The 15,452-nt window shown below is 57.7% G+C and carries 17 protein-coding genes; 7 read left to right on the top strand and 10 right to left on the bottom strand.

What is annotated here, in order from left to right:
* Window positions 1-149: 149 nt before the first annotated feature.
* From ABLU96_RS09010 to ABLU96_RS09035, 6 genes are all read right to left on the bottom strand, one after another.
* Window positions 150-1,070 (bottom strand): carbohydrate kinase, encoded by a 921-nt coding sequence (locus tag ABLU96_RS09010; RefSeq protein WP_048262881.1) that lies wholly within the window; start codon window positions 1,068-1,070, stop codon window positions 150-152.
* The gene (locus tag ABLU96_RS09015; RefSeq protein WP_048252270.1) at window positions 1,067-2,437 is read right to left on the bottom strand and encodes a hypothetical protein; all 1,371 of its coding nucleotides are present in this window, start codon (window positions 2,435-2,437) and stop codon (window positions 1,067-1,069) included. Before ABLU96_RS09015 ends, ABLU96_RS09010 begins: the two co-directional genes overlap by 4 nt.
* A 77-nt stretch (window positions 2,438-2,514) precedes the next feature.
* Entirely contained in the window at window positions 2,515-3,534 is a 1,020-nt protein-coding gene (locus ABLU96_RS09020; protein ID WP_004851056.1) for a ribose ABC transporter permease, read from the bottom strand.
* Window positions 3,521-5,053: a sugar ABC transporter ATP-binding protein gene (locus ABLU96_RS09025; protein ID WP_064407241.1), complete on the bottom strand. Its 1,533-nt coding sequence runs from the start codon at window positions 5,051-5,053 to the stop codon at window positions 3,521-3,523. The genes ABLU96_RS09020 and ABLU96_RS09025 overlap by 14 nt, the downstream gene beginning before the upstream one ends.
* A gap of 65 nt (window positions 5,054-5,118) precedes the next feature.
* Window positions 5,119-6,072: an ABC transporter substrate-binding protein gene (locus ABLU96_RS09030; RefSeq protein WP_064405015.1), complete on the bottom strand. Its 954-nt coding sequence runs from the start codon at window positions 6,070-6,072 to the stop codon at window positions 5,119-5,121.
* A gap of 297 nt (window positions 6,073-6,369) precedes the next feature.
* On the bottom strand, window positions 6,370-7,389 hold the full coding sequence (locus ABLU96_RS09035) for a LacI family DNA-binding transcriptional regulator (RefSeq protein ID WP_046877982.1): 1,020 nt from the start codon (window positions 7,387-7,389) through the stop codon (window positions 6,370-6,372).
* Window positions 7,390-7,755: 366 nt separating this feature from the next.
* On the opposite strand from ABLU96_RS09035, the gene ABLU96_RS09040 reads away from it, so the two are divergent.
* Both ABLU96_RS09040 and ABLU96_RS09045 read left to right on the top strand, forming a co-directional pair.
* A complete protein-coding gene (locus ABLU96_RS09040) occupies window positions 7,756-8,382 on the top strand; it encodes a DUF1062 domain-containing protein (protein ID WP_014229435.1) in 627 nt (208 codons plus the stop codon).
* A 189-nt stretch (window positions 8,383-8,571) separates the two neighbouring features.
* The gene (locus tag ABLU96_RS09045) at window positions 8,572-9,180 is read left to right on the top strand and encodes a DJ-1/PfpI family protein (RefSeq protein WP_014838537.1); all 609 of its coding nucleotides are present in this window, start codon (window positions 8,572-8,574) and stop codon (window positions 9,178-9,180) included.
* 145 nt (window positions 9,181-9,325) lie between these two features.
* On the opposite strand, the gene ABLU96_RS09050 is transcribed toward ABLU96_RS09045, so the two are convergent.
* From ABLU96_RS09050 to ABLU96_RS09060, 3 genes are all read right to left on the bottom strand, one after another.
* A complete protein-coding gene (locus ABLU96_RS09050; protein WP_064405012.1) occupies window positions 9,326-9,718 on the bottom strand; it encodes a VOC family protein in 393 nt (130 codons plus the stop codon).
* A gap of 137 nt (window positions 9,719-9,855) precedes the next feature.
* Window positions 9,856-10,428, bottom strand: coding sequence for a DUF1349 domain-containing protein (locus ABLU96_RS09055; protein ID WP_004851043.1), 573 nt, complete (start codon window positions 10,426-10,428; stop codon window positions 9,856-9,858).
* Window positions 10,428-11,027 (bottom strand): dienelactone hydrolase family protein, encoded by a 600-nt coding sequence (locus ABLU96_RS09060; RefSeq protein ID WP_064405011.1) that lies wholly within the window; start codon window positions 11,025-11,027, stop codon window positions 10,428-10,430. Before ABLU96_RS09060 ends, ABLU96_RS09055 begins: the two co-directional genes overlap by 1 nt.
* Window positions 11,028-11,235: 208 nt before the next feature.
* Between ABLU96_RS09060 and ABLU96_RS09065 the strand changes: the two genes are divergently transcribed.
* The 5 genes from ABLU96_RS09065 to ABLU96_RS09085 all read left to right on the top strand — a co-directional run bounded on the left by ABLU96_RS09065 (window position 11,236) and on the right by ABLU96_RS09085 (window position 15,165).
* On the top strand, window positions 11,236-12,144 hold the full coding sequence (locus ABLU96_RS09065) for a LysR family transcriptional regulator (RefSeq protein WP_046877979.1): 909 nt from the start codon (window positions 11,236-11,238) through the stop codon (window positions 12,142-12,144).
* A gap of 98 nt (window positions 12,145-12,242) precedes the next feature.
* On the top strand, window positions 12,243-12,839 hold the full coding sequence (locus ABLU96_RS09070) for an NAD(P)H-dependent oxidoreductase (protein ID WP_064405009.1): 597 nt from the start codon (window positions 12,243-12,245) through the stop codon (window positions 12,837-12,839).
* Window positions 12,840-12,860: 21 nt separating this feature from the next.
* Complete coding sequence (locus ABLU96_RS09075) at window positions 12,861-13,661, top strand: carboxymuconolactone decarboxylase family protein (protein WP_064405007.1); 801 nt, start codon at window positions 12,861-12,863, stop codon at window positions 13,659-13,661.
* Window positions 13,662-13,665: 4 nt separating this feature from the next.
* The gene (locus ABLU96_RS09080; RefSeq protein ID WP_064405005.1) at window positions 13,666-14,094 is read left to right on the top strand and encodes a cyclophilin-like fold protein; all 429 of its coding nucleotides are present in this window, start codon (window positions 13,666-13,668) and stop codon (window positions 14,092-14,094) included.
* A gap of 234 nt (window positions 14,095-14,328) precedes the next feature.
* Window positions 14,329-15,165 carry an alpha/beta hydrolase gene (locus ABLU96_RS09085; RefSeq protein ID WP_014838530.1) on the top strand — a complete coding sequence of 279 codons (837 nt, stop codon included), beginning with the start codon at window positions 14,329-14,331 and terminating at the stop codon, window positions 15,163-15,165.
* 41 nt (window positions 15,166-15,206) lie between these two features.
* Here ABLU96_RS09085 and ABLU96_RS09090 read toward each other — a convergent pair whose 3' ends face one another.
* Window positions 15,207-15,425, bottom strand: a complete 219-nt coding sequence (locus ABLU96_RS09090) for a YdcH family protein (RefSeq protein ID WP_004102179.1) — start codon at window positions 15,423-15,425, stop codon at window positions 15,207-15,209.
* Window positions 15,426-15,452: the final 27 nt, after the last annotated feature.

Here is a 15,452-nt window from a genome sequence, read left to right on the forward strand (position 1 = left end):
TAACCCATGAATAAATGAAGCTGGTTTAGCTTTCATTCAATAATTGGGACTCAAATCATATACAAAATAAATCAGGATAAGGGTCCGTCAATAAATGCTGTTTCAGACCCTCATCTGGCTGTCGCTTGCTGACAGAGCGTCCGCTGTCTTCAGAGTTCATGATCCCAGGGCGGGTTAGCGCCCGGCCTGGAAACCGTCACCGCGGCGGCGCGCATCCCCAGATCCACCGCCTGGCGAACCTGCTCACGTGACAGTGTCACTAGTTTCTCCTTCTCCAGGAGCCCGGCCTGCGAGAGGCTGGCGAGAATACCGGCATTCACCGTATCGCCCGCGCCGACGGTATCGGCCACCGCTACGCGAATAGCGGGCACATGCAGATGAAAATCAGCGGTCCAGGCATCAGCGCCGTCAGCGCCGCGGGTGACCACGATGAGCTTCGGCCCCCGCGCCAGCCAGCGGCCTATCACCTCATGCTCTTCGCCGGGTTCGGCAAACCACGCGAGGTCCTCATCGGAAAGCTTGACGATATCCGCCAGCGCAATCATGCGCCTCATGCGCGCCAGGTGTTTCTGCCGGTCCGGGATGAAAATTTCACGAATATTAGGGTCGAGGAACATCACCCGACGCGGCGCTTCCCTTACCATCAGCGCTTCATAAACGCTGCCGCACGGTTCGGCGATCAGGCTGATGCAGCCGAACAGAACGGCGGAGACGTCATCCCCGAGCGTCGGCAGGTCGTTTTCAGTCAGCATTCGACCGGCGCTATTCTCATCGTAAAAGGTATAGCGGGCCTGACCGCCTACCAGCCTGACGAAGGCGAGGGTGGTGGGCAGCGGCGCGCGGGTTGAGGGCGAATAATCCACGCCGGAGGCGTCAAGCGTGTGGCGCAGCATGTCACCCATAAAATCGTCCGATAAACCGGAAAACAGCGCGACCGCCATCCCCTGGCGACCCAGGGCGACGGCGGTATTGAACGCCGCTCCGCCAACGCAGGGAGTAAAGGCGGGGGCATTCTCGCGGCTCTGACAGGGCAGCATGTCGATAAGTGCTTCTCCGCAGCAGAGGATCATGGCTTTTCTCCCTGGCTCACCGCGACCACCGGCGGAGTTTCCAGCCGATCGGCTACCTGCATCCAGTTTTCGGCAAAACGTCCGCAGGCGGTCTTGATATCGACGCCGACGGGGAGCTCCGGACACTCGTTTTCGCCGTTGCTGCCCCAGTTAACCCATCCTGACTGGCGGCGCTGGACTATCTGAAACGCGCCGGAGGGGCGGGAGGTCCACCAGATCATCGCCCGGCCGCTCGCTGAATCATACTCGACGGTTTTACTGGCCGGCCCGGGAAAGATGGTTTCATCCGCGACGGCGGAAACGTCAACGGGCGAATCGGTCAGTAGCCATTCCCGCTCGGTGAGATCGGCTCTGCGATGCGCCCGGGCGCGAACCTGGCTCAGCCGTTCGCGAATCTCCGCCTCATCGAGCACGTTCTCCCAGCGGCAGAACATCCGCCAGTAGAGATCCCAGTGGGCGGAGGCCATATCGGCGAGCTGTTCGCGGAATTCGGTAAATTTCGGGCTCTGGTTTTCCGAGGTGGTGACGGTATTGGCCACCATGGCGACCAGCTCTTCGGCATAAGGGTCGCCCGCGCGATAGCGGGTGCCGCCGTACGCCGCGAAGCGATCGAACAGCAGTTTTCCCGGGCCGCTCTCAAATTCGTCGCCGACGGTGATCTTGTTGGTCACCGAACGGCCGTTAATCACCGTTGAAAAATCATCTACGCAGTAGCGCCGCTGAAACCAGGGCGTGTTCCAGCTAAATTTCCAGTCGATGGAGAAACGTTTACCGCGCAGCTCCGGTAATAATCCGTCGGGGATCGCGCCGCGCATGCGGTAGTGATGATAGACCGGGCCTTCCTCGAGGATCTCAATATCAACGAGGGTATGCTCCGGCGGGTTTATCAGCCCATTTTCCGGGGTGAAAAACGGGCCGTAAAACCCGCCAATGGCGTTATTTCCGGAAGGAAGCAGCTCGACGTTGTCCTGCAGCGCGCGAAAATGGCGCAGCCCCCACTTGGATGCACCGACGCCCTGGGCGGTTCCCCGACACATTTCCAGATCGAAACAGCCGGTATTGAGACGGACAAAACAGTCCTTTTCCCGGCCAGGCAGCCGGTGGATACCGGCGATTTCACCGACTTCAGCCGCCGTGAGCGGGCGGTCAAGCCGCATCTTGAGGGTCCCGCTGAAGCTGACCGTCGCGATAAAGGCGGTACTGTTTTGCGTCGACTCATGGGTGAGGCGCTGGCAAAGGATCCGCTGGTCCTCGCTGGTGATTGCCCACCACAGGGGCTCCTGCAGTTTCTCCGGGAGAGTAAACGTAATCGGTTCGCGATCCCGGGTACCGTTCATCGGGTCCGTCAGCGTAATGTGATATGTCATGAGGGTATACTCCATTAAAATTTAAGCGTGCGAAGACCCGCCGCCAGCGCGGCGGATAAACAAAGCGTCAGGGAAAGCTAGCGGGTACGGGCGATCTCTTTTTTCCGCCAGAAGGTAAACAGCTCCGGATGCTGCTTCAGCCCGTCAATCGCCACGGCAAGAATGATGACGATGCCTTTAATCAATAGCTGGGTGAAAAAGGGCACGCTCAGCAGAATCAGGCCGGTGCTGAGTACGCCAAGAATAATCGACCCAATCAGGGTGCCGATAATCCGCCCGCGTCCACCGGCGAGGCTGGTGCCTCCCAGCACCACCGCCGCAATGGCGTCCAGCTCATATCCCGTACCCGCCGTGGGCTGGGCGGAAATCACCCTGGCGGCGAAGATAATTCCCGCCAGACCCGCGCAGACGCCGGCAATCATGTAGACCGCCGCCAGCACGCGTTTGACCCGTACGCCGGCCAGGCGCGCGGCCTGGGCGTTGCCGCCGACGGCATAGATATGACGGCCGAACCGCGTGCGCTCAAGAATGAACCACGCCAGCAGATAAACAATCAGCATAATAATGACCGGTACGGGGATACCGGCAAGATAGCCATTTCCCAGCTCGCGGAAGCTCAGGCTGCTCGACACAATAGGCTGCCCTTCGGTAATGGTGTAGGCCATACCGCGCAGGAAGGTCATGGTGCCGAGAGTGACGATAAAGGGCGCGAGAGCGAGATAGGCGGTGAGCACGCCGTTAAGCAGACCGCACAGCGCGCCCACGCCAACGCCGGCCAGAATCGCCAGCGGCGCAGGGAGCCCGGCCATCGCCGCGACCACTGAGACTACGCCGGAAACGGCGACGATTGACCCGACGGATAAATCAATGCCGCTGGTTAAAATGACGAAGGTCATGCCCGCCGCCAGAATAGCGTTGACGGAAATCGAGCGGGCGATATTCAGCAGATTATCGACGCGGTTAAAGTTTGGCGCGAAGGTGGACATCAGGATCAGCAGCACCAGCAGAACGATTAAGATCCCCACCCGATCCCACCATTTCGCAAAATCAAACGGCGCTTTGACCGGCAGTTCCGTCACAGGTTTATTGTTGTCCATGGCATTCTCCGGATTGACTGGTAAAGGTTCCTGTTGCGTGCAGCATCACTTCTTCTTCCGTGGCTGAAAACGAGGGTAACTGATGAACGATTCGCCCGCCGCGCATGACCAGCACGCGGTCGCTAATGCCGATGGCCTCCGGTAAATCGGAGGAGATCACCAGAATGGCTTTCCCGGCGCGGGCGAGCTTGTCGATCAGTTCGTAGATTTCCCTTTTGGCGCCGATATCCACGCCGCGGGTCGGTTCATCGAGAATAAGCAGCCTCGAATCGCGCAGCAGCCAGCGCGCCAGCGCCGCTTTCTGCTGGTTTCCGCCGGACAGGGCGCTGACGGGCAGTTCAACCGCATTTTCCCGCAGCCGCAGCCTGCGCATCTGCTCAAGGACGGCGGCGCGAATCGTCTTGCGTTTCACCACGCCGCCGGCGACAAAGTTATCCAGCGAACTGATATCAATGTTGTGCTCAACCGAATGCCCGAGAAACAGTCCCTGAGTTTTGCGGTCTTCGGTCACCATCCCGATACCGTCGGCGATAGCGGCGGTGGGGTCTACCGGCTTGCTCGTCCGGCCGTCAATGCGCACGCTTCCCTGGGTGCGCGGGTCGGCGCCGAAGAGCAGGCGAGCGACTTCGGTTCGCCCGGAGCCCACCAGACCGGACATGCTGACCACTTCGCCCGCGTTGACCTCAAAGGAGACCGGGCCGGTCGCACTGCCTGCCAGGTCCCTGACTTCCAGCAGTACCTTGCCGGGCGTACGCGGCTCGTGCTGATAGAGATCGACAATTTGCCGGCCGACCATCATGCGGACGATATCGGTGGTTGAGACGTTGCCGAGGATTTCCGTGCCGATCCACGTGCCGTCCCTGAAGACCGTGACCCGGTTTGCCAGCTGCCATACCTCTTCCATGCGGTGCGAGATATAGACCATCCCGACGCCATCCTGACGCATCTGCTCGATCAGCCGGTATAGCTGGAGAGTCTCCGCCCGCGACAGGGCGGCGGTCGGCTCATCAAGCACCAGCACTTTGGCGTTTTCACTGACGGCGCGGGCGATCTCGACCATTTGCTGACGCCCGATACTCAACGAGCCGAGCGGCGCCTGCGGGTCGATGTCCGCGTTAATCCGGTCCAGCTTCTCCCGGGCCTCCCGGTGCATCCGTTTGCGATCGAGAATACCGGCGAAAGCGGTCGGTTCCTGGCCGAGAAACAGGTTTTCCGCCACCGTCATATCGGGAACCGTATTCAGCTCCTGGTGGATAATGGCGATGCCATATTTGCGGGCATCCCTGGGCGTGCGAATATCAATCTCCTGCCCGTCGATAAAAATAACGCCGCTATCGCGCTGCTCGTTACCGGAGAGGATCTTCATCAGCGTGGATTTGCCCGCGCCGTTTTCCCCCATCAGGGCATGGACCTCTCCGGCGAATAAATCAAAGCGTACGTTGTTCAGCGCCAGGGTCGCGCCGTAGCGTTTTGAAATCCCTTCCAGCCTGAGCAAGGGAGGTGATGTTGTATCGGCCATTGTCTTTGCCCTCCGGGATGAACCTGAGCGTCATCCCGTTTTTGCCTCTTAAAGTGACGAAGTGATTACCAGCCCGGATAGCTGTCGACGTTATCGCGGGTGACCAGTACGCTGGGGATCAGGACGGTATGAGAGGCGATCGGTTTGCCGTCGACCATATCCTGAGCAAGCGTGATGGCCTGGCGCACCATTTCGCCCGGATTTTGCGTTGCGGTACCGATAAACGGCGAGCCGCTGCGCTTAAGTTCTTCAACCGCTTCCGGGCTACCGTCGACGCCGGTAACTTTGATCGCGCCCGCTTTGCCCGCCTGTTCAACGGCCAGTACCGCACCGAGCGCGGAAGGATCGTTCATGCCGAAAATACCGGCGACGTCCGGATTGGCTGTGAGCATGTCGGTGGTCACCATCAGGCCGGAAGCGCGGTCGTTGCGCGATGCCTGCTGGCCGACGATTTTGATATCCGGGGATTTTTGCGCGACGTTTTTACAGCCTTTGATGCGGTCGATAATGGTCTGAATCGGCGTGCCATCCACCAGCAGCACTTTGCCTTTGCCGCCCATCTGGCTGAACAGGTATTCGCAGGAGGTTTCCCCGGCCTGGATGGCGTTGGTCATGATCGCCGCGTCTGCGCCTTTCGCGGGCGTATCGACTGCGATAACGATAATTCCGGCGGCTTTTGCCCGCTGAATGGCCGGCTCGATCCCGGATTCATCGACGGCGGAAATAATGATGAGATCCACTTTCTGCTGAATAAACGCGTCAATCTGCGTGTTCTGGTTTGCCAGATCGACCTGTGCATCCTGTACGTTAAGGGTTGCGCCGATTTGCGCCGCGGCCTGCTTAGCGTTCCTTTCCATTGCCGAGAAGAAGGGGTTGGACATGTCCTGCACCATTAAGCCGATGCGGGAGATTTTTTTGCCATCCTGCGGCGCGGCGCTGGCTGCGGGAATAAACCCTGTCATGGTGGTGATTACCGCGCTAACCGCGACAGCCAGCCATGCTTTGCGAAGTTTGGTCATATTCTGCTCCTTTCATTATCGTGTGGTATAAGGTACGGCCAGGTGTGGGGAAGCCTCAGAAATAATCCCCTGATGTTGTTTTTCGGTAGCGACTGAAATTCAGCCGTTATTTACATCGCTAAAATGATGAGCGCGTATAGCACGCCGTAGCCCGCTTTTTTGTCGGGTGGCGCCTTACCCGGCCGACGAAAACCGCAAGCACCATTTCTGTCGGCCCGTGCAGGGGAAGCGCCGCCGGGCAATGCCGTCCGGGCGATACGTTGTCAGCAATCTCAATTGCCTCTTTTTAATGGTTATTTATTTTCTACAGCCGCAGGACTGGCGAATAACCAGTTCGGCGGGAACTTTACGCTGGGTATTAATTTCTCCTTTTCCTTCCGGATTAATTAACTGGATAAGCATTTCAGCCGACTGCCTGCCAATCTCTTCGCTGTTTTCATTGAGCACCGTTAGCGGCGGATTTAATAGCGGCGCCCAGTCGAATTCATCGTAGGCGATAAGCGCCATATCGTCGGGGATGGCTATCTGGCGCTGCTGAAGCTGTTTAAGTGAACCCAGCAGAATAGGGTTGTTACCGGCAATAAGCGCGTCCGGCAGCGATGTCTGGCGGTCCAGGTATCGGCTCAGGGTGTCCGCAGCCGACTGCGCGTCGTTCTCCGTTTCGACAACTTCAAGCGTTGCGCCGCAGCGCTCTGCGGCCTCGCGAATACCGCGCTCGCGTTCAAAACGCGTGGTCCAGCGGTCCGGGTAGATGAGGAGCAGCCAGCTTTTATAGCCGTGCTGCGCCAGATGGTTCCCCACCAGCAGGCTGGCCTGATAATTGTCGGTCGTGACGCTGGGAAAGTTGTGCTCGCCGCGGGGAGGTGAGTCAACGAAGACGACCGGAATATCCCATTTCGCCAGCAGGCTCAGGCTTTCCGGCTGAAGCGTCACCGTCGAAATGATCCCGGCCATTCGCGACTCGATCAGGCGGTTAATCATGCGATCCTCCTGCGCGCGGTCGTAGATACCGTTGACCGCGATATCGCCAAGCACTACGGTCCACTGCGACGGCTGCAGCATCTGCTGAATACCGGACATCAGATTAAGGTAGTAAGAGTTCGAGGCATGGGCGGTAATCACCGCCACCGAGTCTCTGCTTGAGCGGCGTAGCGCCTGGGCCGCGCGGTTAGGTACGTAGCCGAGTTCTCGCGCCACTTTTAAAATCAGCTCCCGGCTGTCGTCAGCAACGCCATCGCCACCGTTTAGCGCGCGTGAAACGGTAAACATAGAAAATCCCGTCGCTTCACTTACATCCCGCATCGTTGCTTTACGCATATTTCGCTCTCTGCATTTATGAAATTACCCGCGATACAGACGGCTATTTCCTTGACCTAAACGTTTATGAGACTAAACATAAACGTTTAGGTTTGTTTGATCAGTGAGCCGCTTCTCGTTTTGTGAACAGAAGGTAAACAACGTCGTTTGTGAATGATTTCTATGTATTTATTGATTTAATGCATATTTAGCCCGCTTGCCGCTTTGCTACTCTTGAACGCATTCATTCACGGTCAGACAGGGTCGTCGCGTTGGAAATCTTTTTTTAACCCACTGAAAAGTATTCTCTAAATATTTTTCACATCGCAAAAATCACGGTCCGTTTTCGACGGATCCGCTTTTGTATGGGTTAAAAAAAGGTTCACCATGAAAATTACATGGAACGTCAGGCCAGTCGGCTATCAGCTGATTAGCAAGCGCTGCCCCGCCTGTCATGGGCAGCAGGATTTCACCCCATCCGGCGCCTTCCGGGTCAACTCGCAAAAAAAAGTGCTCGATGTCTGGAGTATCTATAAGTGCGTGCGCTGCGCGTATACCTGGAACATCAGCCTGTTCTCGCGTTTGCCCGTCAGCAAAATCAATCCGCAGCTCTACGCGCGACTTATCGCTAACGACAAATCTGCCGTCGAGGCTTACTCTCACGATCCGGTCGTTCTGCGGCGTAATCGCGCGGCGCTATCGGGTACGCCTGACTTTGTGGTTCAGGAACGCTGGCGCATCAACCTTGTTCGCGCTTCTCAGGTGAGGGTGGATGTCAGGGTCACGCGCGCCTTTCAGACCAGCCTGCTGTCGGTCCTGAGACGAGCGCTGCGGCTTAGCGGTAGCGCGATCCGTCAACGTCTTCAATCGGGAGATATCGTCGGTATTACGCTGAAAGAACTGCGGGCACCCAGGCTGCGGCCGGAGGGATATACGCTGTACATCACGAGGGAGGTTCTCCTGGCGCGCAGGCCTATTTCATTAAACGCGGGCTCAGCGCGCGGGAGACGATAGCCATTGCCCCGGATAGTTTTCTATCCGGGGAGCTGACTCGCAAAAATCGATTCGGGTTGCCGCAAGGGGCAAAATAGCCTTGCCTTTTATACTGTGAATTTATACAGTTTTTGGCGGCAGTACGGCGATAGTGTCCATCGGTACCCCGGATGCTGCGACGGCAAATTCTGTTAATAAAAGGAGAGTGCGATGTCTATGGATACACGTAAAGAAGTGCTGTTTGTCCTCATCCAGGAGTACGCCGACTGGGAGTTCGCGCTGCTGGCACCGGGGCTGCGCCGCGGGTTTGGCGTATGGGAACCGCGATACGAAGTCAGAACCGTGGCTGCCGATGAGGGGCCGGTGAGGTCAATTGGCGGGGTGCGCTGCCTGCCGGATTATACCTTCGAGACGATACCCGATGATTACGCCGCGCTGGTGCTGGTGGGCGGAATGAACTGGTGGGGAGAGGAGGCCCGGCGGGTTGTACCTTTGGTAGAACAAGCGCAGGCCCGGCAGATCGTGGTAGGCGCGATATGCGACGCTTCGGCCTTTCTTGGCGCGCATGGCTTTCTCAATGATGTCGACCACACCTCGAACGGGCTGGCCTACCTGCAGAGCCGGGCGGGGTCAGCCTACAGCGGCGCCGCGCGGTACAGAAACGAGCCTTCGGTACGCGACGGTAACCTGGTGACCGCCAACGGCGTTGGCTTTGTGGATTTTACCTGCAATATGCTTTCTGCCTTAAAGGCGGCCCGCCAGCAAGAGATCGAAGCCATGAGGGAGACGTTCAGGTCGGGAATGTTTACGGAAGGCTGATGCAGACAAGCATGGCCATTTGCCGAAATCGAATCATCTGGCTGAGAGCATCCGTCGCTATATTGAGAGTTGCCAGGGTTGTTGCGCAGGGTTTCGCCATGCGCTAACCCTGCCTTAACTATCCGGCAACTATCCGGCGTGGGGCTTAATCTGCGTTTGCGTAATAAACAAACGCCAGCTTATTGCCGTCCGGATCTCTGACGTAGGCGCTGTGGAAACCTTCACCGTACTGCGGGCGGCGGCCTGGGGCGCCTTCATCACTTCCTCCCAGGCGTAGCGCCAGCTGATGCAGCTGCTGAATATGCTCAACCGAACGTGCGTTCAGGGCCACCATAGCGCCGTTGCCCGCTGTTGCCTGCTGCTGGTCGAACGGTTTGCCAACGCACAGCCCGATGGTGCGGTTTCCGCTGAATGTCCCCCACGATGCGCCTTGCTCGCTGCGGCCGCTCCGGGGCTGCCCCAGCATCTCCATCAACGGGTCGTAAAAACGAATCGCGCGCGGCAGATCGTTAGTGCCGAGCATGATGTAGGAAAACATGACTCCTCCTCATTTTTCGCCTGAAGGTTGCTGCTGCCAATCTAGCAGCAAGGCGCGAGCACGGGCAGCCCGAGGAGCCAGAAATCATACCTCCGTCGCGATTCTTCAGCGATTTTGCCCGCGCGCGAGCCGGCTGCTCAGCTCAGATCGTGCAAATCTTTATCATTCGGCGGCAGCAGTGATATCTGGTCGAAAGTAACCCGCAGGCCGCTGCGCTGCGGCGTGCAGCACATGATGCCGACCTTTGCCGCGCCGCCCGGAAAAGGGCACAGCCGCAGCAGCGGCCACAGTTGACCATCCGTTGAATACTGCAGGCGCAGCGCTTCTCCGCGGCGGGTCAGACGCAGCCAGAATTCACCGGGGTCGCCCGGGAAAATACCGGTTGCCCAGTCTGATGTCCCCTGCGTCAGTACGCTACCGATAGCGGGCGCGCCGTCGTTGTACTCGATACCGGCCTTAATCCAGCGCCTGGCGTCCTGCATTAACATGATCCCTGCCTGGTCATACAGCGTACTGAAATCTGCTCGCACCCTTACCTGAAAGGTGAAATCCCCCGCGGCTTCCGTGGCGTAGATATGCCCGGAAAAACGCTCAAACCCGTACCAGGTTTCGCGCCAGAAGTCGGTTTGCGCGTCGGTCACTACGCGCAGTTCGCCGTCCTCTTCCGACCATGTCGCGGGTTCGTTAATCCATTGAAATATCTGATGCATCAGGCCTCCTGTCTTTGCTGAATAAGCGTTAAAAACCGCAGCGTGTCTTCGTCCGCCTGCTGTGCAAGGCGCGCATCCCACGCCGGACTGTCGGCATCGCAAAAGCCGTGCTGCGCATTGAACATCCGGCAGGCCACAGAGGGATATTTCTCCAGCTCGTTTTGCAGGGCGCGGGGATTGAACGCCGGTTCATGGCGGGCGAGAATCACCTGCGTTGGGCACGGAGGCGCCGCATCGCAGTACTGGCGGATCCGTGAACCGTAGTGGCAAACCGCACCGTCGCAGAGTCCGCTCCTGGCAGCCAGCCAGGCTAAGGTGGCGCCTACGCTGTAGCCGATAAGGATTAGCGTGCCGTATTTCGCTCTTAGCTCGGCCAGCAGCGACACGATGGCGGCGGTATCAAATCCGACGTTATCGGAAAAGTGGTGCCAGGCCTGCTCCTGCTGCTCATAGGCGAACGGCGCAGAGTGAGGGAAAAGCGCTGGCGTGTACGCATCGAAGCCGCGGCTGCGCCAGGTCGCGGCGGATCGCTGAATATGCGCGTTGATGCCGTAGATTTCATGCAGCAGGACGATGGCTTTATCGCAATCAGGTAACATAAATGCGCCTCTGGCGGATAAAATGGGTTTATCTCCGGTCGGAAGGTCAGTTTATCAAGGCTGACGCCTGTAGTATAAACATACCGCCCGGAAGATGGCTCGTGCATCCAGGTCTTTGATTTTCCTGGTCGGATCAACGTCACGATACGCCATCACATCAAGGTAACGTTGTTTTTCAGCTTAATTTCTATCTAGTTAGCGAGACCGTATGAATGTAACCCGTGCCGACATGGCCGATCTTGTCTATTTTTTCGCCATCGCCCGCCATCAGAGTTTTAGTAAAGCTGCCGTTGAACTTGGGGTGAGCGCATCGACGCTGAGCCACGCGATCAAGGGATTTGAGGCGCGGCTGGGCGTGCGTCTGCTGAACCGTACGACCAAAAGCGTAACCCTGACGGCGGCAGGCGAAAGTCTGGCCAGCGCGGTGAGCGAGCCGGTGGCCGCCATAGATGGCGCGATTGAACAGCTCAACCAGTTTCGCGACTCGCCTGCGGGACATATTCGGCTCAACGTCGCCGTTGAGGCGGCCACGCTGCTGCTGGCCCCGGTCCTGCCTGTTTTTGCTGAACGTTACCCCGATATTGAGCTGGATATCGTAGCCAGCAACCGCATTGTTGATGTAACGGAAGCGCGGTTTGACGCAGGGATCCGCTATGGCGGAACCGTGCCTGAAGATATGGTGGCGCAGCGGCTGTCCGCCGATGTGCGCTGGGTGGTCGCCGCATCCCCGGAATATCTTGCCCGCTTTGGCGAGCCCCGGCATCCTCACGATCTTCAACAGCACCGCTGCGTCAGCAATCGTCTGGGAAACAACCGCATTTATAAATGGGAATTTGAACGTGGCGAAGAGCAGCTCACCGTCAAAGTACCGCCGCTGTTAACGGTCGATCTGGCCGAGACGGGCGTGGTGGCCATTCTGCAGGGGTTTGGCCTGATGTACCTGCCGGAACCGCTGATAGCAGAGCACGTCAGCGCAGGGCGCCTGCGTCTGGTGCTGACCGACTGGGCCTCATACGGACCGGGATTCTATATCTATTACTCCAGCCGTCATCAGGTTCCCACCGGGCTGCGCCTGTTAATCTCCCTTGTGCGGGAAATGAAGCCGCTCGGTCTGTAGCCCGATTGATGAAAATAACTCACAGCCCCATTCGATAGCGAGGGCTGGCTCCTTCTTATTCCGCGCCTTACCCTGTGGCAAAAGAGAAGGAGAGCTTGATGAACTATTCGCACCGCTGTATTCCCGGTCTGTTCTGGCTTTTGGCCGTCAGCGCATTTCTGTTTAGCTTTACCTCTACCAGCTGTGCCGCAGAGGCGAACACGCTGGTTATCGTCTCTCATCCGTATCCTGAGCAATCGGTCATGACCAAAGGTCTTGAGGCCGCAGCGCAAAGCGTACCCGGCGTGAACGTACGCAATCTCGAGGCGCTTTACGGTTTTGACACCCGAAATATCAATGCCGATGAAGAGCGACGGCTCATGCGGGAACACTCGCGCATCGTTTTTATCTTCCCGACCCACTGGTTCAACATCACTCCGATGATGAAGGCCTGGCTGAACGATACCTGGGGCAGCGTAGGGCCGGGAGTATGGCAGGGCAAAGAGATGCTGATTGTCACGACGGCCGCAGGCGGTGACGCGACATACGGCGAGACCGGGCGAACGGGCGTCAGCCTGGCCGACGTCTTTACGCCAATGAAGGCCAGCGCGCTGCATGCGGGAATGACCTGGCTGCCTCCGCTGGTTTTTCAGCGCGCCAGCCGCGATCAACTGCCTGAATACCAGCGTCAACTGGTGGAAAGGCTGAAGAATTAACGTGCCGGGAAGGTGTTCACAATGAAAGCTTTTATTGCCGTAGCTGCAATGTCGTTAATGCTGGGCGCGCCAGCCCTGGCAGAAGAAAAAAGAGGTGAAAAAATGGCTCCACGTAGTCCATCCGTATTGTCCGCTGAGGATATTCAAACCGTCGCGCCGGCGCTTGCCCGTTTCGGCAGCGAGGTGCTGATAGGGGATCTCTGGCAGAGAACAGAACTCTCGCGTCGCGACCGCAGCATCGTGACCGTGGCGATTCTTATCGCCCGTAATCAGCCGGCGGAGCTAAAACATAACGTTGAAGTTGCTCTGGATAACGACGTCACGGCGGCTGAAATCTCAGAGATCGTCACGCATCTGGCTTTTTATTCCGGCTGGCCCAACGCGATGGCCGCCGTTGCGGTGACGAAAGATATTTTTGTCGCGCGCGGCATTGGCCGCGAGCAGCTGGCTGCTGCCTCCCCGGAGCTGCTCCCTCTTAATCAGGCGGTGGAGAACCAGCGTTCAACAACCGTAGAACAGAACTTCGGCGCGATTTCCCCTGGACTGGTGAAGTTTACGACTCAACCGCTGTTTCTTGACCTGTGGCAGCGACCGGGGCTGAAGCCGCGCGACCGCAGCCTGGTCACGGTCAGCGCGTTGATTGCCGCCGGGCAAAGCGCGCAAATTGGCTACCACCTTAACCGGGCGATGGATAACGGCCTCTCCGCACAAGAGGCGGGGGAGATCGTTGCGCATGCTGCTTTCTATGCCGGCTGGCCAAATGCCTTTTCGGCGGTAGCGGTGGTGAGTGAAGTCCTGCGCGCTCGTGGCCTGGCAGGGTGAGCGGATGTTCAACTCTCTTAGCGCCACGTTATTGATTTTTATTGCTACGACGGGGGCGGCATTTGCCGCCGGGCGGGAGAACGCGGTGAAGATTCAGTTTGAGTTCAATGGCGCCACTGTTGTCGGCTCGCTGGATGAGAGCGCAGCGGCTAATGAGTTCCTGGCGCAACTGCCGATGACGGTGAAGCTCGAGGATTATGGTTCCACGGAAAAAATCGCCTGGCTGCCGACGAAACTGCGCCGCGCGGATTCTGGCGCCTCAATGATCCCACGGCGCGGCGACATCGCCTATTACGCGCCGTGGGGCAATCTGGCCATTTTTCGCGAGGATTTTCGCCACTCCCCCGGGCTGATAAGCCTCGGGCGGATAGAGGAGGGCCTCGCCGCGCTCGACCAGGCGGGAGCCGAAACGGTAACCATCCGGCGTTATTAAGTTCGTCCTGCGTTAAATTTTCCTTCCTGCATGCTTAACCGGGCTGTTTACAGCCCATTTATCGGATACAAAGCGAACGCTCAGTATCGGCAAAAATCATCTACACTTTTCCAGCCAGGTCATTTTCACACCTAACGAGACGCTATCGTCCAGACATAGCATCCCGCCTTAAGACCCGACCCACTGCAGGCGTCAGGCCCGCAGCCTTGTTTTCTCACGAGAGGAGTTTGTAACATGGCATTTGTGACAACCAAAGACGGCGTCAATATCTTCTTTAAAGACTGGGGCCCGAAGGAGGCGCAGCCGATCGTATTCCATCATGGCTGGCCTTTAAGTGCCGATGATTGGGATAACCAGATGCTGTTTTTCCTGGCAGAAGGGTTCCGGGTTATTGCGATTGACCGACGCGGTCATGGTCGTTCAGATCAGGTGAGTGACGGTCACGATATGGATCATTATGCCGCCGATGCCTCAGCGGTGGCGGAGCATCTGGATCTGCATAATGCCGTGCATATCGGGCATTCTACCGGCGGTGGGCAGGTTGCGCGCTACGTTGCGCAGTATGGTCAGCCGCAGGGGCGCGTGGCCAAAGCGGTGCTGATCAGCGCGGTTCCGCCATTGATGGTAAAAACGGAGAGTAATCCGGGCGGTACGCCAATCGAGGTGTTTGATGGTTTTCGCAAAGCGCTGGCCGCCAACCGCTCGCAGTTTTATCTCGACGTGGCGTCCGGGCCGTTCTACGGCTTTAACCGTGAAGGCGCGGAGGTGTCCCAGGGCACGATTCAGAACTGGTGGCGGCAGGGCATGACCGGTAGCGCAAAAGCGCACTATGAGGGGATTAAGGCGTTTTCGGAAACCGACCAGACCGAAGATTTAAAAGCCATTACGCTGCCGGTGCTGGTGATGCAGGGCGATGATGATCAGGTTGTGCCTTATCAAAACGCCGCGATACTGCAGGATAAGCTGCTGCCGAACAGCCAGCTAAAAATTTATCCCGGCTTTCCGCACGGTATGCATACCTCGCACGCCGATGTGATTAACGCCGATCTGCTGGCGTTTATTCGCTCGTAGCCTGGTGCTATAAGAAGGCCGCCATCCGGCGGCCTTCTCGTTTACATCAGGCTTTCATGCTGGAGGATTTTGAGCATTTCGTCCTTCAACATAAGTTTTTCTTTCTTCATCTGTACAAGCTCGAGACTGTATCCTTTGCCATCGACTCCTTCTATGCGGGAAATGTCGTGATCGAGTGCATTATGTTTTTCGAATAGCGACTGAAAGCGCGGATGCGTGGTTTTTAATCGAGAAATCAGCTCTCTGTATTCTGGAAACATGTACCTTCCTTGTTGATGGTGAAAAGT

The organism is Klebsiella sp. CN_Kp106, assembly GCF_040064575.1.
GTDB classification, from domain to species: domain Bacteria; phylum Pseudomonadota; class Gammaproteobacteria; order Enterobacterales; family Enterobacteriaceae; genus Klebsiella; species Klebsiella michiganensis.